This is a genomic window from Patescibacteria group bacterium (assembly GCA_028715115.1).
Classification (GTDB): Bacteria; Patescibacteriota; Patescibacteriia; order UBA2591; family UBA4787; genus JAQUSN01.
Genome location: JAQUSN010000002.1, coordinates 153,252 through 173,451, shown reverse-complemented (window position 1 = coordinate 173,451; position 20,200 = coordinate 153,252). Strand labels below are relative to the sequence as shown.

Genomic DNA, 20,200 nt, shown 5'->3' with positions numbered 1-20,200 from the left:
TATGCCAAAAAAATACAACCCCCAAAAAGTAAAATCATTTTGGAACAATTACGCTTGCTCTGAAAATAAAGACGAACAAGACGACCGCTCTCTTAGGGTTATTTTGCCTAGATATTTTATTAATAAATATATACCCAAAACTGGTTTAGTCCTCGATGCCGGAGGTGGGACGGGTTATAATACGATTTTAATGGCTAAAAAAAATTTAAACGTGATATTGTTCGATATCTCTGATAAGTGCCTAACAATCGCGAAAAAAATATAACAAAAAATCATTTACTAAAAAAGGTGCAGCTTGAGTTAGGAGACATTGTTGACTTAAGTCGTTTTAAAAATAATACTTTTGACTTTGTTATCTGTCTAGGAGATTCTATCTCTTATACATTAGAAAAAAGGCGTATCGCTGCAAAAGAGTTGATTAGAGTAACAAAACGCAATGGAAAATTGATCGTTAGCGCTGATAGTAAGCTGGGGTTTCTAAGGGCCTATATAATGAACGATGATATCTCTAGTGCTAAAAAGCTATTTAAAACCGGCAAAGCAAAAGAATTTCACGAAGGATTTGAAACAGGCCTACTTACCGTTAATGAATTTACTAATCTTTTTACGAAACTAAATTGTAAAATATTAGAAACGGCCACTATTCCTGGCATCAGCTCTGAGATAGAAATATTAAATTTATCAAAAATAAAAAAATCTAAAAAAAACTGGCAAGCCTTAATAGACTTGGAGATAAATACATGTACCGAAAAAAGTATTTTAGGTTCTGGCCGTCATATTTTACTTGTAATTAAAAAGCTTTAATAAATATATGACGATAAAATTTAAAAAAAATGTTAATGCTAATTTTATAAAGCAACTTAGATGTCATTATAGATCTAATGATTTGCATAATTTTTTGGGTCCCCTTCTCTTTCAGGTTGAAATAACTAACACATGCAATTCTCGTTGTCAAATGTGTAAAAGGTGGCGATGGTCAACTTATAAAAAATCCGGCAGCGATCTAACCACTAGCGAATTAAAGAATCTTTTTACTGAGGTTAAAAAGATGGGAACAAAAATCGTTGTTCTCTCCGGCGGAGAACCTACGTTAAGAAAAGATTTTACCGAATTAATTGACCATCTCACTACTCTAGGCCTAGAGGCCGCTCCATATACCAACGGAACTAATCTTAATAAAGCGATAATTAAAAGTTTAGTTAAAAATAATGCCAATGTCTGCTTTTCTGTCGATGGCGTTACCAAAGAAACACATGATAAAATAAGGGGTGTACCGGGCATGTTTGATAAAGTGATAAAATCTATAAAAGAACTAAATAAATCTAGAAAAGAAAAACCGAGCAATAAGACTAAAATAAGAATTAATTTTGTTTTACAAAAAGATAATGTCAAAGATCTTGCGCACTTATCAGGTCTGGCCAAGAAACTCGGCGTAGACGAAGTAAGAATAGAGGCTATTCATGAAGAACCAAGATTAAACGTCTTAAAATCAGACTATCCTCTTATTAAAAAATTCCTTAAAAATTTTAAAAATGACAAACGATTGGATATTACGCCATTTATCGACATGCTGGTAAAGGGAAAACTGGGAAAAGATTATGATGGACGCGGACTGAGAGTTAAAAATTTATTTTTAGATTACCCTGTGCCCTGCTTTAAGTGTTATATGTATTCTCTGGTTGACGCCCACGGATTTGTGTTTCCTTGTATGTATTTATATTACGATACCAGAGGTGATGCTTTTGACGCTAAAAGGCGACAATATCGTATGGGAAACATTCATAAAGAAAAATTTTCTAAAATTTGGAATAATGTAAAATATGCTGAATTTAGAAAAAAAACAAACCCCGTAAATCTACGAAGTTATCCCGCCTGTGCCAACTGTGAATTATATAGTGATTTTAAAAATACTTATCAACAATTAATGAAAAAAACTAATTCAAGTTCAAGGGCGAATGAATTCCTGGCATTTTTAAATGTTGTTCGCCATCATTAATTTATCATTTTAAATACTTCTACATAATTGCCTTTGCCGGTCATAATTCCTCTATATCGCGCTAAATTTTTAGCCGCTTCGGCATAATTTTTAGAAATAAGTTGAGTCTTGTGTTTTTTAAGCGCTAAAATTTTAAGATTCATTGATCTGCTTATATCTTCGATATAGTTATAATTCTGTAGGGTGGTCCAAATTTCATATTCTAAAATAATAGGGGCAATACGATTGCCCTTTTTTGTTAAAACATTTTTAACTGCCGATTTAACTATTTTATATGTAGCCACATGATCTGCGTTGTTTTCTTTTGCGTGAGGTATATATATTATGTTTGGTTTTTCATGGGAAATAATTTTTACAACCTTGGCTAATAATTTTTTAGTAAATTTTAAGCAGCTGTCCGGTTGTCTTAAAAAAATCAATTTTTTAAGGCCGATAATTTTAGCAGCACTTCTAGCTTCTGTTTCTCTTATTTTAGCTAATTTTTTTGGGATATAGCCTAATGTTCCTAATTCCCCGGAGGTTAAATATACGACCAAAACATCAGCCCCTTCTTTTAGGTGATTAATCAAGCTGCCGCCGCATCCAATCAGGTCATCATCAGGATGTGGAGAAAATACGACAACTTTTTGTTTCATAAATTATTAAAAAATATTTAGCGATGGCGATATTTATCTCGCTTTTCATATTTTTCTATCATACGTTTAAAGGCTTCTGTCAGATCTATATTCAAAGAATTAGCAATGCAAGTTATGGCAAAAAGAACATCGGCTATTTCCAGGCTAATTTCTTGATCGATTTCTTGAGATTTCTTTTTCTTTTCGCCAAATTTATGATTAATAGCTCTGGAAAGCTCACCAATTTCTTCCATTAATCTTAACATCATGTTATTTGGTTTCCAATATCCCTGGGTATTTGTCTTCACCCAATTATCAACTATTTTCTGCATTTTTTTTATATCAATTGATTTGTTTTTAACCATAAATATTTATGTTTTAGACATTCTAACATTCTTTCGCTTCGCCCGTTCGCCGTCTTATGCGAATTAGGGAGAATGTTAGAATGTTATTTTAGACCATAGGTGAGGGTGATGGGGTCAAGGAAAAGAATATTTTGCGGCGGATAAAAGGTAAAGACTATGAAAATGGCTACGAGAAGGATGATGGCGGCTTGAAAAATTGGATTATAGCGCCGGGAAAATTCTGGCTTTTTGGTAATCCATCTGGCGACTAATTCAGCAAGAATAACGGCCAGGATAAACGTGCTGATGTCTAAAGGCAAATAATTCTTACCTAAAATAGCTGTGTAATCGTAAAAAATCAATAAGATTAAAATCGGCGCTAGATACATGGCCACGGCCCGCGATAGCCAAAAATTATTCGGCCTCCGCTTACCGTTAATCGCCCACCATAAAGCAATGAGCGCCATGGGCATGACTGCCAGTTTCAAATGCTCCCAACTACTTTCGTTGACCGCCGAAAACAAACCGACGATCTTGGCCTGGTGGGCAAAATTAAAAGTAAAATGGAGCAACGAGCCAACAATAACGGTAAATAAAATATTGAATAGCATAAACTAATTTAAAGTTGGTTTAGTGAGGAGGGTTAAGATGCGGGCGGAGGCGGCGGCAAAATCAGAAAAATTTGGTTGACATTTGTATCTTTTGTTTGGGATAAGATTTAATTTTATTTATTAGATTATCTGTTCCATTTATACAAAGGAGATCTTTATCCCAATTATTTTTTATAACCTTACCTGATTTATCTTTGTAATAAAACTGTTTAACTGCATTTTTTATAATTATAAATCCGCCTTTTTTATAAAAATTAGTATTTTTTGGATGACAGAAACTTATTTCCGTTTTTTTAGTTTTTTTAATATATCTAATCATGGATTTAACTAATTTTATCCCATAACCATGACCCTTTTTTAAAGAAACCATATCCGTAATGCCCAAGACTTTATATCGTTTTTCTTCAAAAATAACAGAATATTCCTTTATTCTTGCTATTGATTTTATCTTTTTCTTTTCAGTAAGTATGAAAAAAATATCTTTTGAAAAACTATTTCTTTTTTGTGGATCTAAAAACTCATTACATTCAAATTCTCTGTCAACAGCGGTGTTCCATTGCTTTATAAATTCTTTAGATAATTGTCTTCCCCGTTTTATTTTTATCATTTTATTTATTTATTTTAATTTATTCAAAGTCAGAGTATTGAGAATACGGGCGGAGGCGGACGCAAAATCGCTGCCGAATTTTAATAACAACTAAATAATATAGCGCTCAAAATCATTAATAGTGGCAACTATAATTTCTACATTATTGAACTTGATCTTATTTTGTGGGATATCAACAACAGCTTTATAACCAAAAATGAGTATGGGTTTAATGAATCTATCTGAACTATCTCCAAATTTTATATCTCTAATTAGTTTACAGTGTTTTAATAAGTTCTTTAAAATATAGGTATTCTTAAAATTAGAAATCATAAGATTATTATTTTCAAATCTTATAAGGCCTGATTGATTTTTAACTTCTATCCCATAAAAATTATTATTTCCACTAAGTAAAAAATCCAAATCACCGTGACCATCTTCTAGGTGGGGTTCATATTTAATTCTTAGTCTTTTTAATTTATCTTCTACCTGTGATTCCAATTCAAGCCCTTTTCTATAACGAGCCTGACTAATCATGTAATTCTCAAAAATAATAGTCAAAATTGCACCAATGATACCAAGAACCAGCCCCACTATAATGTTTACTATAATATCACCAAAAAATTTTTTAGAATAAACATATTCGCCAGTAAAAAAAGACAAACACATCAAAATAGATATAAGCATTGTTTTATATATTTCATAATTTCTAATCTTTCTCTTTAAATATTTATTGGCCATAATTTATTTTTTTGCGCCTATATTCTTCTCTCTTAAAATTACCACTTGCTAATAGACGATCCCATTCTAAAAATTCCTCACCATTTTTATCTTCAGAAACAGATAAATTGAACACTTTAGTTATTTCGAGGCATGGATTATGTCCGACCGTTATGAATTGAGGATGTCTACTCCATCTTTCAGACATCTTTTCTGCTTTTTTATTTTTAATCCCTTTTTCTTGAATTAATTTCATTAAAGTTCTATAAACATCAGATTGATAGTGCGTAAAAACCGGAACTTCTGTGCTAAAAAATTCTTTCTTACGTTTATTCCCCAGTGAATAATTAGAAAGATAAATCCTCTTTGAAAATGAGAGCATCTTTTGCTTATAAATATCTTTTGCAATTTCAATAATTTGGTCAAAATCTTTCCTCGCACTAATTATATCCGCAACTTTTTCATAAATACCTACTTTTCTTAAACATTCATCTTCGTTTTGACCAGAACAAGTCCACAGTACCAACCACGCAATTTTTATTTCTCCTAATTTTTTCATTAAATATGACATTTAAAACCCTAATCACTTTGAACAATAAATTGAGCTCTTTCAAATAATTCGTCAAAAGTAATAATATCGATTCCGTGAACCGATTTTCTAAAACGTTGAAATGTTTCTCTTTTATTTCTATCATCAAGCTGACCCAGCGCGCCAATAACAATAATGCCCTTTGGTTTAATAGTAAAAACTGAATCTTTCTCGAGTTTATCCCTATTCGCTGGTTGCTCTGATCCACATTTATCCCATGTTTGAATGTTCGCTAGTATTTGAGACAAAGCATCGGTTAGATCTTTAGACAAGCTCCACGCACCATTTCTAATTTCTTGCACTCCCTGTAAAAGCTTGGTGGCTGGAGTTTTTATCTCAACCAAAACTGTAAAATTTAAATCGCCAGTTGTAGACATAAGGTTGTCGCCCCGCTGACCGCCAGATCCATCAACTTTATCGCCTCCATAATGTGGCTGTGATTGTTGGTTCTTCAGAATTTCATAGTTTAAACCATAACCAAAAATCCATTTATTTTGTTCAAAAAAATTTTGCCACCATCCTTCATCACTTTGATATTTTTTTAGAGCCTCTTCGAAATTAATTAATTTCTCTCTTCTCTTTAAGAGAGAATTAACATCTTCTTGTGTTAAGGAAATATCTGGTGATTGTGAAAGTTGTTTAATAATATTTAAAACACTACCTGATCCTCGATTATGCAGGGCAGATACAATTTCTTCTTCTTTTTGAGACACAAGAGAGAATTTGTCTTCTGGAATTTCTATGTCCTGCAATGTTTTAAGAAAAGAAATCAATTTCCAAAAATTATTAGAACAATCACATAAACTAACGTTAGCTTTTATATTAGTTTTTTCTGCCTCCTCTTGCTCTGTTATTTTTCTTGCTTTATCGCGGATGGAAAATGATAATCGGGGTGCAAATTTACTATCTTTTTTTATAAGATCCACTCTGCATATATGGTCTACTCGCTTACCCTTGTTAAGAACAAATTGCTTTATTAGTCTTCTGTCTTTTTGATGAAAAAAATAATAAAATTGCTCAAATGGTGTCGAATTTATTTGCAGGTCTGAAAAACTATCTTTTCCGATAATAAAATCATCTCTTTCTGTTGACCAACCAAATATTTCCTTTAGTTCCGAAATTATCATAAATCTTTTTTATATTATTTAAATATGTTTTTTAGGTATAAAATTTAAATATTATTTTATTTTTAAAATCATAAATCTAATTAAATTGCCCGTCATATCAATGATTATCTCAATATCATTTTTATTAAGATCCTTTTTTGTTCCATGTTTAATAAGATCCATCCATTTACGAAGATTGTTATATATTTCTTTTTGAAAACCACAACTGAATAACTTTATATTTTCTTTATTTAATAAATGTTTAAAGCCCTTATTTTTATCATCAAATATAACTTTTGCTAACTCATCAAGAGCCGAATACATGTCTTCAACAACATTTTTATACTTTTCTATTGTTTTGGCAGATAAAAATTCTTTTAAACCATCTTCAAAAGAAGAAAGTATATGCTTATATTTATCATTTAATTCTAAAAGTCCTAAGGTATTTTTTATATTTTGTTTGAATATTTTTGAGGTAGTGGGCAAAATCTGCGGTGATTTTAATTTATATTTTTTAATCATTATTCCTAAAATTGGAAAGTCGCTAATATATTTTTCTAATTCTATAATAAATTGATTAAATTCATGGAGTAATAATTTATTAGAATTATTACGGAAAATAATATTCAAAAATATTTGTAATTTTAAAAGAGATTCTTGAAAAGGATCCATGCTGTCATAAAGTTGAGATTTTATAAAATACTCGAGTCCGTAAACGCTGTTGTATTTGTCCTGATCTGCGAACATTTGTCGGCATAATTCTTTAAGTGTCTGATTTTTTATGTCTATTAATTCATCTGTTTCATTAAGATAGGAAAGTGGCGTTATATATTCAAGCGCCGCATTCTTAACGCATAATTTAAAACCATTCTGGACTTTATCAAGATCAATTGTCCGTCCGAAACGAGAATATAAATTTTGATTTAAATTATTCATGATTTAAATATTAGTATTTCATAATTATACTAATCTTGTTATCAAAAACACGAATAAAACGCCTGATATTAACTTTTGTCTATATTTTACCCTAAAAATAATAAAAGCACCATAATGCCGAGGCCTAGCAAAATAAAGATTAATTGCTTTAGAAAATGCGATATTTGGGTTTGATGGTGAAGTTCAGGGATCAGATCCGAACCAGCAATATAGATAAAACCGCCGGCAGTAATTGGAATCAATAAATCAGAAAAGTTCGTCACATATTTACCGACTAAGGCCGCCATGGCCACCCCCAAAACTGCCAACAAGGCTGACAAAAAATTATAACCCAAGGCTTTTTTAACCGGCACGCCGGCATAAATCAGTACGCCAAAATCAGCCACCTCCTGGGGAATTTCATGCAAAACAACTGCCACGGTAGTTGCCAAGCCGAGCGGTAAGCTGACCATAAAACTGACGCCGATAATCAAACCGTCGATAAAATTATGCACTGCATCGCCTACTAAGTTCATAGTGGCCAAGTGGTGATGCTCGGGACAATCACTCTCGTGGCAATGCCGCCAGCGCAAAATTTTCTCCATTCCGAAAAAAATAAAAATACCCAACAGAATTAGTAATGAAACTGATAAGCTGTTGGGGTTTGTTTTAAAAGCTTCGGGGATCAAATGAATTATCGCGTCGCCGAATAGTCCGCCCACGGCAAAAGCGACCAAGACGTGAACGATTTTATTCAGTGCTTCTTTTTTTATACTCAAAGTAAAAACGCCGATTAGCGAAATCAAGCTGACAATAAGAGCCGAAAGAAAAGCGTAGAGAATAAGCACAAAGAATATATAAAATATGAAATACTAAGTACAAAATTATTTAGCGGTGCAGTTGGCTTGGAATAAATTGTTTTGCGCTTGCAAAACCGCTTCTTTCCCCGCGACTTTGTCAGCACCGAAAAGATGATCGATCGTATCAGTAGTCATATCGGCTAAGGGATAATAACAATCATTAGTTTCTGATGACGGGGTTTGACCAGAAGTTATCGTGCTTTGCCAATGACACTTACCATCTTCTAATCCTAAAACCTTAATTACATAAGTTACTCCTTCGCCCAGATTCATGCTTAAGGTTGCCGGCTGACACCGAAGAAAATATTGCACCAGACAAGGCGGATCTTGGCAAACAACTGGCTGATTATCATTAGTTTGAGCTGGCAAAGTATTGGCCAGGTCACCGGCTTTTTGATTGCTATTGCTACAGCCAGCGCCAACCAACACGGTCGTAGTCAGAATGATTAAACCGACGAAAATTGTTTTTTTCATAACGATTAAATTAGAAAGTTTTAATTAGTTTTTTCATAATTATTTATAATAAACTTTTTCGCCGAAACGTAGGTCAACGTACTCCGGATTACTGCTGGCAAATTTGTTATCCATTAGAATTTTCAATCGGGCGACTTCATAATTAATCTCCTTTTGGTCCAATAGCCATAGGATTTTAAAACCAGGAACAGCCATGCTTTCACCCAGGAAATAACCGCTATTTTCGCTTATTTTCAGGTCTTTTACCGCCAAACGGTATTTGACCCCATTCAGCTCCGAAAACACGCCTAAAGCCATTTTAAGCGCATCTGAAAGGCCTTTTGAGCCATAACTGGAGCTAGTTTCGTCATATATTATAGGCAAAACCACGGGTTGGTTATTATTAGTCAAATCAGTCAGCGGTTTAGTAGCCGGAGCAATGATCTCCCCGTTTTTATCCAACCAATAATCCTTGTCGCCGGAAACAGACAAAATCGCCACCGGGACTTTTTCGTACAAGGCGAGTTCTATTTTATGCGGAAAACGCCAGATGATTTTCGTACTGGCGAATCGCCCATCCTTGGCAAAATGGCTAAGAATGTATTGAGTCGAAAAAGTCAACGGCGTATCTTTTTTGAAATAATTCAGCCAAGGCTGATTAATGTAATCGTTTAACTGTTTAGTAATCTGCGCCTGGTCGGTCAGACGGTATTTAGCGTTAGCCGGCAAATATTTGACACTGACCGTAGTGATATAAAGATATTTATTTTGCGCAATAAAGATGGCGAAAATAATAACCAAGCCGACCAGCGGCCAGAAAATCCAAGGAAAGCAACTTTTTTTCGGCTGATGAAACCGGGCGGCAACAGGAGATCTTTTTTCCTCAAAGCGTTTTACCATATTAAGCGCGAAGATAATTTTCTTTTAATTCTTGCCAATAGTCGGCAATATTTTTACAATGATCGGAGATTCTTTCCAGATTAGACAACAGGCCGATGAAGATCGGACCGGCTTCGGCGCTGCAAGTGCCGGCAAAAAATCTGGCAAAATGATTTTGGCGATATTGTTTGTAGAGATGATCTGTCTCCTGCTCCACGGCCTTAATGTGTTCAATGGTCTCTGAACCGGGATTGTCAAAAAGCGAAACCGCGTAATCGATGTTACTGAGCGTCAAAGACATAAATTTTTGCAACTCATTATTAGCCTCCGGCGACAGACAAAGCTTATATTTTTTCTGATAACGGCTGAGCTTGGCAATGTTTAACGATAAGTCAGCAATACGTTCCACGTCGTCGACAATGATAGAATAATACAATAAGCGCGAAGATTCTTCCTGAGGCATTTTTTGTTCGGAAATCTTATCAAGATAAATTAAAATTTCTTTTTGTAAATTATCAACGACCATTTCCAAATATTCTACGCTGCGGAAATTAGCCGGCTTGTATTTAAAATTCAAACCCGCGGCTTCCTGATACATGCTTCTTGTAATTTCGGTCATGCGCGTCAATTCTTTAATAGTGCCTTCTAGGGCTAATTTCGGCTGGCTGATATGGCGGCTGTCCAGATACTCTGGCCAAAAGGAAACGCTTTTTTCTTCGCCCGGAATTATTTTTTTAATTAAATACGTGAGCGGCTTTAGTAAAATCAAACCGACAATGGCGGTGAACAAGGCAAATAAAATATTCCCCAAGGCGATCTGATAAGCCGGCTGAATGTAAATTATTTTCAATAGTTCGATGAATTTCCCCAAAAACGGCAGAAGAACTATCAGGCCGACCAAGCGGAATAAAAAATTTGCCAGAGCCACGCGCTGGCCGCCGCGTTTGGCAGTTAGGGTTGCCATAATTTCGGCAATGTCAATCGTCGTGCCCAAACAAGCGCCCAAGACAATGGGCAAGGCACTCTCGATTCCCACAATCCCCTGTCCGGCAAAAATCACCATCAGACCGATCGGAATGGCGCTGGCTTGAAAAACAATCGAGGCTAAAATACCGATTAAAATACCGATGAGCGGCGTTTGCGCCGAGGTCAGCAATTCGGTTAAAAACAGGCTATGTTTAAATAATTCGCCACTGGCTTCAATCAGACTTAAACCAAAAAACAATAAGCCAAAATGAAAAACCATTTGGCCTAAAACTTTTTTCTTGCCGTGGGTGAATAACAATAGTAAAAAACCAATGATAATAAAAAGCGGCGCGATAGCCGTAAAATTTAAAGCAATAAGTTGGGCGTTAATCGTACCGCCAAGGCCGGCGCCAAGCAAAATACCGATAGATTGATAAAAAGTTATCAGTCCGGCACTGACCATGCCAATAGTCAAAACATTCGAAGCTGAACTGCTTTGCGCCAAAACCGCCGAAACTAAACCGACTAAAATTCCGGAAAACGGCCGCCTGACGCTCTGGCGGATATAATCCCTGACCCGAACGCTAAAAAATTTCTGAACCAATGAATTTAAGTGAATCAGACCATAAAGGAACAGGGCTAAACCGACTAAAGGCAATAAAATATTGATATGCATATATACTAATTAGACAATATTATTGACGGCTTCACCCTCCTGCGCATCGCGTATAAATTATTATAAATTATTTAATTTATTAACAAACCTATATAACAGAACTAAATAATTGGAAGCTGCGGAGGATTCCGTCCCCTTTATTTATTATTGACGAGACTTCATCTTAATTTCGTACAAAATTTCTTCGGCTTTGCGTAAATTATTTTTAGCGCCGTCGTATTTGTTGCGCAAATATCCGGTCAAATTGAATTTAATCAATTCAGCGACAATGTCAGCCATCAGATCTTTTAATTTACCAGCTTCTTTGAATTTACCGGCCGTGGCGAGTAAAATCATTTTTCGCAAGAGTTCGCCGGTCAAATCGCATAAGCCGCCCAGATAACCGGAAAAATATAAATTAACGGTCTTGATAAAATCTATTTTGCCAGTCGTTAAAACCTGCCAGAACAATTTTGCTTCAACGTATTCTTCAATAGCCGCCCGATAGGCACCTTCATCCTCGAGGAAAAAGTTTTGCACGAAATATTTTTTCAGGCTTTTTAATTTTTTTTCGGCTAAAGCCAGGAGTTTTTCCGCGTCTTTGATGTCATCGCGATGCATGGCAAAAATCGCCTGCTTGGAACTAGCTAGAGCTTCGTTGGCCACGGCAATAATCCGATGCCGAGAAACGTAATAATGGTCGTACTCTTTTTTTAACTTGTTGAACAATTGCGCTTTAGCCATAAAATATATTTAAATTAAATTAAAGATTTCTTCCGCCAGATGGCAGATTTGGGTTTGGTGATGTTTGGCTCCGCGCCATAATGCGGCATAACCAACGTATTCTTATTCTTACTTAGTAATTTTTTCAACCCCTGTTTGATTAAGCCCTGGTTTGACTTACTCGGATCAAGATAAACTCCGGCCGCCGGAATTTTTAATCCCATTGCCAAGGTGTTGGTGATGGCTAGGGCCGTGCGAATGCCAGAAAAAGAGCCCGGACCACTGACTACAATCAAGCCCTTTATCTTTTCCAGGGGCATGGCCGCGTCTTTTAATAATTTATCGAGATATATCAGGATATTTACCCGGCGATCGGTAGTGCGATGCAAGATTTTCGATTTTATCTCGCCTTGTTTGTCGAATAAGGCCAGATATAGTTCGCCGTCAATGAGATTGTTGATAAATAAATACATTAAAAAGTTGCCAAGATTTAAAAATATATTATACTATATTTTATGGATAACTACAAGATAAATATCGAAAAAGTATCCCTTTCAAATCCAGACCGAACGCGTAAGTTTGTGTCTGCTTTTAATTATGGAGATACTAACAACTCGGACAAGAAAGAAAGAATGAGCTTTTTGTTAGAAATTGAATATAAGCTGGTGCCCACGCCCGAAGACCTGGTTTGGACCAAGGGTTTAAGTGAAGGATTAATCACCCTAATCAAAGAAGCTTATTTCGGTTCCGAGGCGCCTTTTACCGGCGTGTACGAAAGATTTGAAAGTTTTTTGCAGGACTTGAATAAATTTTTCAGCGGTTATGACCTAAAAGATAAAACTCTTAACGTCATCATCGCTGTTTTTGATTCTCCCAACGTGCACTTTGCCCAAATTGGTTCGCCACTCGCCTATCTCGGACAAAACGGAGAGTTAATTGAGCTCGGCCAAGAAAATAAAAGCAGAAAATTTTCCAATATCATCAGCGGCACGCTCGAAGACAACGACCAATTGTTTTTTGGCACCAGCAATCTGTTCGATTATCTACCGGAAGAAACCATTGAAGAAAATCTGCGCGACAAAAATGAAATTTCAATAAAAAAATTAAATGCCGCGCTCAAAAAATTCAGCCAGAAAGTTTCACTCGGTTTAATCACCATAAAAAATCCGATAATAAAAGAAGAGCTTGAAGAAAAATCCGAGCCGGTCAAAGAAGCGCCAGCTGAAGTTAAAGAACCAGAATCAACCCCTGAGTCAGAACCAACCCCAATCCCCGAACCAATTAAGAAACAAAAACGCGGTAAAAAAAATAAACAACCGGTTGAAAAAATAATTGAAGAAAAAAAAGACGAGGAAGCTTCCGAAGTTTCAGCCGAAGAAAATCCAGAAGAAACAAAAGATGATAAAATTATTGTCGAAGACCAAGAAGAAAGCCGTTCTATTGTTTCTCCCAAAATAAAAAACCAAGTTACTCCTGTTAGCTCTGAAGAATCTGAAGCTATTTTGCAAGAACTTTCTATTGGCGGCAAACCGGACGGACTCGAACCGCCACCGCCACCATTAATCTGGAGAATTATTTTAACTATTGGCGCAACGATTTATCACGGCGTTAAATATTTATTTAACAGCATTAAAAAAACAAACACCACGCCAACGACCAATAAAGCAAAACAAATCTTTGGTAAAATTTCTGCCCGTTCGCAGCGGTTTTCTCCTTTGCAACGGCTGTTGATTATTCTCTTGTTAATTGTGGCCATTCTCTTAACCACCGGCCTAATTATCGCCTGCCGCCAGGAATTTAACCGCCAAAACGCTAAAAAATCAAACGTTTCCATCCAACAAATTAAAGACCTAGAACAACAAATGTATTCGGCTTTGATTTATAAAGATAAGGCCAAGGCTACCAGCATTTATAGCCAAATAACCATACTCCTAAAAACCTTGCCGCAACAAACTGAAGCGCAAAGAACGGCTTATAACGAGTTAAAAGCCGATATCGACAAACAGGCTGCGCCGATTTTACACCAGGAAATAAGCTCGAATTTAAAACTCGTGGCTGATTTAAGTAAGGTTGATAAGCAAATCTCGGTCGGCGGATTAACCAAGCTGGGCAGTTTCCTTTATTTCTTTAACCCGACCAATAATTATATTTATAAAATCGACTTAGCTACCAACAAGGTTGATCTGGCGCACAAAGGTTCGGTCGACGTGGGATACTTGAAAGAAATCACGCCGCTCGATAAAGACTCCCTACTCTTTTCTCATAACAACAATGGTCTGGCAACTTATAATACCGTTAATGATAATTTTACCAGCATTGACCTTCAGACCAGCCATCAAAATTTGACCATGCAAGATTTTCTGGTATATGCTGACAAACTTTATATCCTAGACGCTAAAGATTCATTGATTTTAAAATACACCAAAACTGCCAGCGGATTTGGCAAAGAAGAAAATTGGCTGACCAGCGCGGCCGGAATAAACAACGGAGTTTCTTTTGCCGCTGATGGAGCCATATATGTAATGCTTGATAACGGACAAATGATAAAATTCTATCGTGGGGCCAAACAAAATTTTAACCTGAAAAATATTTTGCCGGTTTTGCAAAAGCCGACTAAAATTTTCACCGATGCTGACCATAAATATCTTTACGTCTTAGAGCCGACCAACCAAAGATTGGTTATCTTCGATAAAACAGGAGAATTGATTAAACAAATTTCCGCTCCGGAACTGGGCGCTACGACTGATTTTGTCATCAACGATAAAGCTGATACGGCCTGGATCTTAAATGATAAAAAAGTTTATCAGGTCGGATTAAAATAAGGGCTTCTATATTTAAATAAAAAACGAGCTTACTTGAGCTCGTTTTTTTATGTTCAAATGGCTGCCCTGCGACTCGCTCAATAAGGCATTAAGGTTACTCTGCGCTCGCAGACTCACTCAATAAAGTATTATGGTAACCCTGCGCTCGAGGACTCGCTTAGGGTTATTTATTTTCTTTAAGTTACCCTACGTCGCATAGCCTCCTCAGGGGTTTTTTGTTTCTAATCACAAGTCATGCTCCCAACTAAAGTTGAGAGTGTTTAAAGGTTACCCTGCGCTCGCAAGCTCGCTTAGGGTTATTATAGCTCTAATGTATCAGATACAAAGAGCTATAATAAGAAATCCACCAACTCGGGCCATTTGTGGGAACTATGCCCACTCCACGAGTTTGGTGGATTCTCTAATGATTGCTGATCAGTGCTATTGCTAAGCAAGCGAGAGAGAAAGAAAAAATTTATTTTTTCTTTTCCGAGCGAGCGCTAGCAACAAAGGGCTGAGGTCTTTACTTCAGGGTGACTTTCGCGCCAGCGGCTTCTAACTTTTTCTTCATTTCTTCGGCTTCAGTCTTGTCAGCTCCTTCTTTCACCATTTTGGGAGCGCCGTCAACTAAATCTTTGGCTTCTTTCAAGCCTAAAGCAGTGACTTCGCGGATGACTTTAATCACGCCGATTTTATTCGCGCCGGATTCAGTCAACTCAATATTGAAGCTGGTCTTTTCTTCAGCCGGAGCAGCGGCAGCAGCCGGACCGGCAGCAGCCATCATCATCGGGGCCTGAGCAGTCACGCCAAACTTTTCTTCTAAAGCTTTGACGAACTCAGACAATTCCAAAACGGTCATCTTCTCAATTTGTTCCATTAAATCCTTGAATTTATCCATATAATTATCTCTTTTTGCGAATGATTGCTTAATTGCTTCAATTCGCCTTAATATTATTTATTAATTTTTCTTTTTATCAGTCACGGCCTGCAAAGCATAAACCAATTTTCTTAAATTGCCATGCATTGCGCCAACCATGTTTTGAAGCGGCGCCTTGATGGTATAAACCACTTGGGCCAATAATTGCTCTTTAGACGGCAAAATGGAAATTTGTTTAACTTGTTCTAGGGTAATAAAAGCTTTATTAAAAATGCCGCCGTGAATATTCATTTTGTCATGATCTTTTTTAAAAGCAGTAATGACACGAGCCGGAGCAACCTCGTCTTCTAATCCCAGGGCCATACCAATGCCACCCTGAAGCTTATCAACTGAATCATCTTCGAGTCCCTGTTCTTTAAAAGCTTTTTTCAATAAAGTTTTTTTAGCCACGACGTATTGGCAATTATTTTTTCTAAGTTCCTGCCGCAATTGATTTACTTCTTTTACCTTCAAGCCATAATAATCAATCAAAACTAAACTTTTCATCTTGGCGACTAAGTCCTTAATGTTCGTAAATAGGCTTTCTTTTTTTGTTCGGGTAAGAGCCATATAAAGTAAAATTAAAAACCAAAAATTAAATCTAAAAATATGTAATTCGTAATAATAAATAATCTGCGGATAACCGCAGACAATAAAATGTCTTTTGACCTCGGTGGGCTGGTGTATTAACTCCGACGATTCGTCGAAGGCCACACTGTCTACGGTTAAGATATAATTAGTATAATCAAAAATAATTAAGTGTCAACGAGAGTTATCCCCAGACCAGATAAAAAAATAATACCCGGGGAGCAGAGAGCTGAAGCTCAATCTGCATCCCCGGGGCTGGCGCTGCTCTCCCTGGCGTACCTCGGCTCCGGGCTCCTAAGAATTCGGAACAAGGGCTAGCCGGGCATTCAGCTTACCAAACCAATCTCATACCTCCCTGGGTATGCCCACCGGATCCGTAGACCCGGTGTACTTACACAATGATTCTGTCTTTGTCTTTTTTTATTATATTTTATAAATAAAATTTGTAAATTAAAGTTATCCACTCCATAAAAAAACTCCCAGAGCGCAGTGCGCCCCGGGAGTGCGAGCTCGCGTTATGCGAGCTCCGCTTCTTCGTCGTCTCGACTATCCGCTCTCGTCCTTCAGAAGCCGTCTCAGCATAGATAACCTCCAGTTTATGCGTTCGATGAGGCATTAAAGGCCCAGCAGTTGAGGCGTGGTGCCAGTCCCCATCTCTTTTATTATATTCTGCTTATTTATTTGCGTCAATTGAAATTGTGCATAATTAGAAAAGAGCCGCCGGCCTAAGCCGACGGCTCCGAATGGTCAAACCTCCGTCTATCTCGTCCTCAGGATCACCTGAACGAACGTACTGTTGCCGATCGCTCTTTGTAGCCAGGTCGACAGCTGTGTCATTCTGCTGTCGGCCAAAGTTGCATTGAGCGCCTTGACGTGCACGGCCATCGCGCCGATGAAGAGACCTGCATCGGTCATAACCGTGAAATCAACCTCTGCTCTTACGCAGCTGGATGTTTCTTCCACAATCTGCACCGATGTCTCGTTGATGTTGTTTGCGACCTGTCTCCAGTCGCGCACGCCCACCATGAAGAAGTAGTAAGTGCGCAGTATGGTTATCAGCGCACCCAGCGTATTCGCCTCCTTGGCCATAGCCCAAGGAGACTTGGGGATAATCAATCCGATCAGGGCTTCGTCCACGAGGACTCCTTTCGTTATCTAAATAATCGGAATTTGCAGCGACTTATGCCGCCACTTTTATTATATTAACGCATTTTTATGATTTTGTCAACCCCTTTATAATCAAAAAATGAGCCATCACTGACTCATTTTTTGAAAATATATTTTATATATATTTTTATTCAATAAGCGTACCGATAAATTTTTTGCCGGCCAAATAATTTTTCAGGTTCTGTAGTTTTCGGCCGTTCAAAACCGCTACGCGCATGCCATATTTTTGCGCTAATTTCGAAGCAGTCGGATCAAATGGAGTTGATAAACGCGGAATCCATTTATCGCCGACTATTTTTCTATATTGCGCCCAACTGACATTATCCAGCGGTTTGGCATTCTTATCTTTTTTTGGGTCGGCGGTATAAGCACGGTCAAGATTAGTTAGGTTAATAATTTCCTTAGCGCCCAATTTCTTCGCCCAACCCACGGCCTGGCCATCAGTTGATTGGCCTGGTTTTAAACCGCAAGCCAAAACTAATTTATATTTGCCGATATTTTTAATTTTATTTTGGTCAGCGATAACTTCTGGATAAGCATACTTGGATAAAATTACGCGCACGAGTTCAGCATTAACTCTAGTACAAGCAATGCCCATCCAATCCAAATCAGTATTGGTCACGGTCGATAAAGCTTTGGCCGCTTGATTGTATTTTTTGCTCAACTCTCCCCCGCCGATAATAATAACCAATCGATAACCGCGACTTAAAAGATTTAAAATAAAGCCTTTGATTACTTTCAAGAACTTAACGTCGATTTCATCCGGGACGACAATAGATCCGCCCATGGAAAAAATAATAGTCTTGTTCTTCTTGGTCTTTTTGTTTGCCATACTTTTAAATTATATTAAACGATTTAAATGATTATACTCATCGGCCCGATATACGGACTAAAATTCATCTATAACTAATTAAATTGTTATCCGCCAGTAGGCGGATGAATTCCGACTAAGGCTTGCAATCACAAATTGCAAACCAAGTCTCATTCACATTCTATCTAAAGTTTCGATGCCTAAAATATTTAGACCCTTATTAATTATCTTGGCCACGGCACTAACTAAATTCAATCTAGCGTTTTTTAATTTTTCTTCCGCAGCTAAAATCTGATGTTGATGATAAAATTCGTTGAGATATTGGCAAAGTTTTAATAAATAATTTGCCAAATAAGACGGATCCATGGATAAGGCGCTGCGCTTTATCACATCTGGAAAAATAAACAACATTTTAACCAGTTCGATTTCGCCGGGTTCACCTAAACATCCGTAATCAACGTCTTGCGGCAAAGTTTGCGCTTTTTTCAAAATACTTTGGATACGAGCATAAGTATATTGTATGTAAGGTCCGGTCGCACCGTCCAAAGAAATTGACTCTTCAGGATTAAATTCCATGTTTTGTTTAGGATTAATCTTAAGAAAATAAAATTTTATCGCGGCCATAGCAATTTTTTCCGCCCGTTCGGAAACCTCTATCAGCGTAATTTCTTTGTTTCTGCCTAAGACTTCACCCTTGGCTAAATTTTCTAATTCAGCAATTAAATCATCGGCATCCGCAACGCTACCCTCTCTGGATTTCAATCTTCCATCAGGCAAAGATACCATCCCATACGATAAGTGATATAAATTTTTTGCCCATTCATAACCAAAAATTGCTAAAATTGTAAATAGGGTCTTAAAATAATACTCTTGTTCTGAACCAACAACATAAATAGCTCTATCGGGGCTAAATTCGTCTTGTCTTAACTTTGCCAAGGCTAGATCTTGAGTTACATAAACGCTAGTGCCATCAGCTCGCATTAAAACTTTTTTATCCAAATTATATGGCGTTAAATCTATTTCAATTGCACCATCTTCACGTTTATAAATCAAACCTTCCTTTAATGCTTTTAAAACTATGTCTTTGCCGAGTTTGTAGGTTTCGCTTTCGTAATAATATTTATCGAATTCAACGTTAATCTTTTTATATGTCTCTTTTAGGCCATCAACCGCCCACTTGTTCATTTTTTGCCATAAGGCCATAACTTCATTATCACCCGACTCCCATTTCACGAGCATTTCTTGCGCTTCATCCAGTAAAGTCTGATCTTCTTTGGCCTTTTGTGTGAACATCACATAATAATTTCCAACAAAATGATCTCCTTTTATTTTTTCGCTTTCCGGAGTTTTATCTTCTCCCCATTTTTTATAAGCGAGCATTGATTTACAAATATGGATACCCCTATCATTAACTAAATTAACTCTAATAACCTCAAAATTTAATTCGGCAAATAGGTTGGCCACAGACATACCTAAAAAATCATTTCTCAAATGGCCAATGTGCTGTGGTTTGTTGGTGTTGGGACCAGAATATTCTATCATTATTCTTTTGCCTTTGCCGTCTTCGGCCTGGCCAAAAACGCTGTCAGTCGCTAAAATCTCATCGCAAACTGATTTAAACCAAACGTCTTTTTTTAGAAAAAAATTAAGATAAGGTCCAGTATGTTTAACCTTATCTATAACTTCGTCGCTTTGAATTTTTTTTGCCAATTCGGTGGCAATTTTCCCGGGTGTATGCTTGGTCATTCTGCCTATTTCAAAACAACCAATGGCCAGATGCCCCATTTCCGATTGCGGCGGAATTTCTAATTCTAAATTAACATTACCCGACAATTCTGGTAAATTGTTTTTTAGGATTTGTAAAAGATGATTTTTTATTTCTTGTACGGTCATTTTATTT

23 protein-coding genes are annotated in these 20,200 nt (G+C 36.8%); 4 read left to right on the top strand and 19 right to left on the bottom strand.

Going from position 1 to position 20,200, the window contains the following annotated elements:
- Position 1 precedes the first annotated feature (1 nt).
- Genes PHV78_03435 through PHV78_03425 form a run of 3 tightly spaced genes read left to right on the top strand, consistent with a single transcriptional unit; the run spans position 2 to position 1,996 of the window.
- Positions 2-265 (top strand): class I SAM-dependent methyltransferase, encoded by a 264-nt coding sequence (locus PHV78_03435; protein ID MDD5396276.1) that lies wholly within the window; start codon positions 2-4, stop codon positions 263-265.
- Positions 238-804 (top strand): methyltransferase domain-containing protein, encoded by a 567-nt coding sequence (locus tag PHV78_03430; protein ID MDD5396275.1) that lies wholly within the window; start codon positions 238-240, stop codon positions 802-804. Before PHV78_03435 ends, PHV78_03430 begins: the two co-directional genes overlap by 28 nt.
- A 7-nt stretch (positions 805-811) precedes the next feature.
- Positions 812-1,996, top strand: a complete 1,185-nt coding sequence (locus PHV78_03425) for a radical SAM protein (protein MDD5396274.1) — start codon at positions 812-814, stop codon at positions 1,994-1,996.
- Here PHV78_03425 and PHV78_03420 read toward each other — a convergent pair.
- From PHV78_03420 to PHV78_03355, 14 genes are all read right to left on the bottom strand, one after another.
- Entirely contained in the window at positions 1,993-2,631 is a 639-nt protein-coding gene (locus PHV78_03420; GenBank protein MDD5396273.1) for a PIG-L family deacetylase, read from the bottom strand. The genes PHV78_03425 and PHV78_03420 overlap by 4 nt on opposite strands.
- A 17-nt stretch (positions 2,632-2,648) precedes the next feature.
- Positions 2,649-2,957 (bottom strand): nucleotide pyrophosphohydrolase, encoded by a 309-nt coding sequence (locus PHV78_03415; protein MDD5396272.1) that lies wholly within the window; start codon positions 2,955-2,957, stop codon positions 2,649-2,651.
- Positions 2,958-3,058: 101 nt separating this feature from the next.
- A complete protein-coding gene (locus PHV78_03410; GenBank protein ID MDD5396271.1) occupies positions 3,059-3,565 on the bottom strand; it encodes a DUF6512 family protein in 507 nt (168 codons plus the stop codon).
- A 61-nt stretch (positions 3,566-3,626) separates the two neighbouring features.
- Positions 3,627-4,172 carry a GNAT family N-acetyltransferase gene (locus tag PHV78_03405; GenBank protein ID MDD5396270.1) on the bottom strand — a complete coding sequence of 182 codons (546 nt, stop codon included), beginning with the start codon at positions 4,170-4,172 and terminating at the stop codon, positions 3,627-3,629.
- A 90-nt stretch (positions 4,173-4,262) separates the two neighbouring features.
- Complete coding sequence (locus PHV78_03400; protein MDD5396269.1) at positions 4,263-4,892, bottom strand: nuclease-related domain-containing protein; 630 nt, start codon at positions 4,890-4,892, stop codon at positions 4,263-4,265.
- Complete coding sequence (locus PHV78_03395; GenBank protein MDD5396268.1) at positions 4,882-5,430, bottom strand: hypothetical protein; 549 nt, start codon at positions 5,428-5,430, stop codon at positions 4,882-4,884. Before PHV78_03395 ends, PHV78_03400 begins: the two co-directional genes overlap by 11 nt.
- 20 nt (positions 5,431-5,450) lie before the next feature.
- Positions 5,451-6,587: a DUF4263 domain-containing protein gene (locus PHV78_03390; GenBank protein MDD5396267.1), complete on the bottom strand. Its 1,137-nt coding sequence runs from the start codon at positions 6,585-6,587 to the stop codon at positions 5,451-5,453.
- Positions 6,588-6,638: 51 nt separating this feature from the next.
- Positions 6,639-7,502: a hypothetical protein gene (locus tag PHV78_03385; GenBank protein MDD5396266.1), complete on the bottom strand. Its 864-nt coding sequence runs from the start codon at positions 7,500-7,502 to the stop codon at positions 6,639-6,641.
- An 86-nt stretch (positions 7,503-7,588) separates the two neighbouring features.
- A complete protein-coding gene (locus tag PHV78_03380; GenBank protein MDD5396265.1) occupies positions 7,589-8,329 on the bottom strand; it encodes a ZIP family metal transporter in 741 nt (246 codons plus the stop codon).
- 36 nt (positions 8,330-8,365) lie between these two features.
- A complete protein-coding gene (locus PHV78_03375; protein ID MDD5396264.1) occupies positions 8,366-8,815 on the bottom strand; it encodes a hypothetical protein in 450 nt (149 codons plus the stop codon).
- Positions 8,816-8,854: 39 nt separating this feature from the next.
- Entirely contained in the window at positions 8,855-9,694 is an 840-nt protein-coding gene (locus PHV78_03370) for a hypothetical protein (GenBank protein ID MDD5396263.1), read from the bottom strand.
- 1 nt (position 9,695) lies between these two features.
- Entirely contained in the window at positions 9,696-11,315 is a 1,620-nt protein-coding gene (locus PHV78_03365; protein MDD5396262.1) for a Na/Pi cotransporter family protein, read from the bottom strand.
- Positions 11,316-11,459: 144 nt separating this feature from the next.
- Positions 11,460-12,038, bottom strand: a complete 579-nt coding sequence (locus PHV78_03360; protein MDD5396261.1) for a hypothetical protein — start codon at positions 12,036-12,038, stop codon at positions 11,460-11,462.
- A 14-nt stretch (positions 12,039-12,052) separates the two neighbouring features.
- Complete coding sequence (locus tag PHV78_03355) at positions 12,053-12,490, bottom strand: hypothetical protein (protein MDD5396260.1); 438 nt, start codon at positions 12,488-12,490, stop codon at positions 12,053-12,055.
- 42 nt (positions 12,491-12,532) lie between these two features.
- Between PHV78_03355 and PHV78_03350 the strand changes: the two genes are divergently transcribed.
- The gene (locus PHV78_03350; protein MDD5396259.1) at positions 12,533-14,839 is read left to right on the top strand and encodes a hypothetical protein; all 2,307 of its coding nucleotides are present in this window, start codon (positions 12,533-12,535) and stop codon (positions 14,837-14,839) included.
- A gap of 502 nt (positions 14,840-15,341) precedes the next feature.
- Here the strand turns inward: PHV78_03350 and rplL are convergent.
- The 5 genes from rplL to argS form a co-directional block, all read right to left on the bottom strand.
- Entirely contained in the window at positions 15,342-15,716 is a 375-nt protein-coding gene (rplL, locus tag PHV78_03345) for a 50S ribosomal protein L7/L12 (GenBank protein MDD5396258.1), read from the bottom strand.
- Positions 15,717-15,776: 60 nt separating this feature from the next.
- Positions 15,777-16,304, bottom strand: coding sequence for a 50S ribosomal protein L10 (rplJ, locus tag PHV78_03340; protein ID MDD5396257.1), 528 nt, complete (start codon positions 16,302-16,304; stop codon positions 15,777-15,779).
- A 777-nt stretch (positions 16,305-17,081) separates the two neighbouring features.
- Positions 17,082-17,459 carry a hypothetical protein gene (locus tag PHV78_03335; GenBank protein ID MDD5396256.1) on the bottom strand — a complete coding sequence of 126 codons (378 nt, stop codon included), beginning with the start codon at positions 17,457-17,459 and terminating at the stop codon, positions 17,082-17,084.
- A gap of 157 nt (positions 17,460-17,616) precedes the next feature.
- On the bottom strand, positions 17,617-18,321 hold the full coding sequence (gene pyrH / locus PHV78_03330) for a UMP kinase (protein MDD5396255.1): 705 nt from the start codon (positions 18,319-18,321) through the stop codon (positions 17,617-17,619).
- A gap of 153 nt (positions 18,322-18,474) precedes the next feature.
- On the bottom strand, positions 18,475-20,193 hold the full coding sequence (gene argS / locus PHV78_03325) for an arginine--tRNA ligase (protein ID MDD5396254.1): 1,719 nt from the start codon (positions 20,191-20,193) through the stop codon (positions 18,475-18,477).
- Positions 20,194-20,200 lie beyond the last annotated feature (7 nt).

Coding starts and splice junctions, on each gene's coding strand:
- PHV78_03435 (MDD5396276.1), top strand. CDS start 2: ATGCCAAAAAAATACAACCCCCAAAAAGTAAAATCATTTTGGAACAAT.
- PHV78_03425 (MDD5396274.1), top strand. CDS start 812: ATGACGATAAAATTTAAAAAAAATGTTAATGCTAATTTTATAAAGCAA.
- PHV78_03420 (MDD5396273.1), bottom strand. CDS start 2,631: ATGAAACAAAAAGTTGTCGTATTTTCTCCACATCCTGATGATGACCTG.
- PHV78_03410 (MDD5396271.1), bottom strand. CDS start 3,565: ATGCTATTCAATATTTTATTTACCGTTATTGTTGGCTCGTTGCTCCAT.
- PHV78_03405 (MDD5396270.1), bottom strand. CDS start 4,172: ATGATAAAAATAAAACGGGGAAGACAATTATCTAAAGAATTTATAAAG.
- PHV78_03400 (MDD5396269.1), bottom strand. CDS start 4,892: ATGGCCAATAAATATTTAAAGAGAAAGATTAGAAATTATGAAATATAT.
- PHV78_03395 (MDD5396268.1), bottom strand. CDS start 5,430: ATGAAAAAATTAGGAGAAATAAAAATTGCGTGGTTGGTACTGTGGACT.
- PHV78_03390 (MDD5396267.1), bottom strand. CDS start 6,587: ATGATAATTTCGGAACTAAAGGAAATATTTGGTTGGTCAACAGAAAGA.
- PHV78_03385 (MDD5396266.1), bottom strand. CDS start 7,502: ATGAATAATTTAAATCAAAATTTATATTCTCGTTTCGGACGGACAATT.
- PHV78_03375 (MDD5396264.1), bottom strand. CDS start 8,815: ATGAAAAAAACAATTTTCGTCGGTTTAATCATTCTGACTACGACCGTG.
- PHV78_03370 (MDD5396263.1), bottom strand. CDS start 9,694: ATGGTAAAACGCTTTGAGGAAAAAAGATCTCCTGTTGCCGCCCGGTTT.
- PHV78_03365 (MDD5396262.1), bottom strand. CDS start 11,315: ATGCATATCAATATTTTATTGCCTTTAGTCGGTTTAGCCCTGTTCCTT.
- PHV78_03360 (MDD5396261.1), bottom strand. CDS start 12,038: ATGGCTAAAGCGCAATTGTTCAACAAGTTAAAAAAAGAGTACGACCAT.
- PHV78_03355 (MDD5396260.1), bottom strand. CDS start 12,490: ATGTATTTATTTATCAACAATCTCATTGACGGCGAACTATATCTGGCC.
- PHV78_03350 (MDD5396259.1), top strand. CDS start 12,533: ATGGATAACTACAAGATAAATATCGAAAAAGTATCCCTTTCAAATCCA.
- rplL (MDD5396258.1), bottom strand. CDS start 15,716: ATGGATAAATTCAAGGATTTAATGGAACAAATTGAGAAGATGACCGTT.
- rplJ (MDD5396257.1), bottom strand. CDS start 16,304: ATGGCTCTTACCCGAACAAAAAAAGAAAGCCTATTTACGAACATTAAG.
- pyrH (MDD5396255.1), bottom strand. CDS start 18,321: ATGGCAAACAAAAAGACCAAGAAGAACAAGACTATTATTTTTTCCATG.
- argS (MDD5396254.1), bottom strand. CDS start 20,193: ATGACCGTACAAGAAATAAAAAATCATCTTTTACAAATCCTAAAAAAC.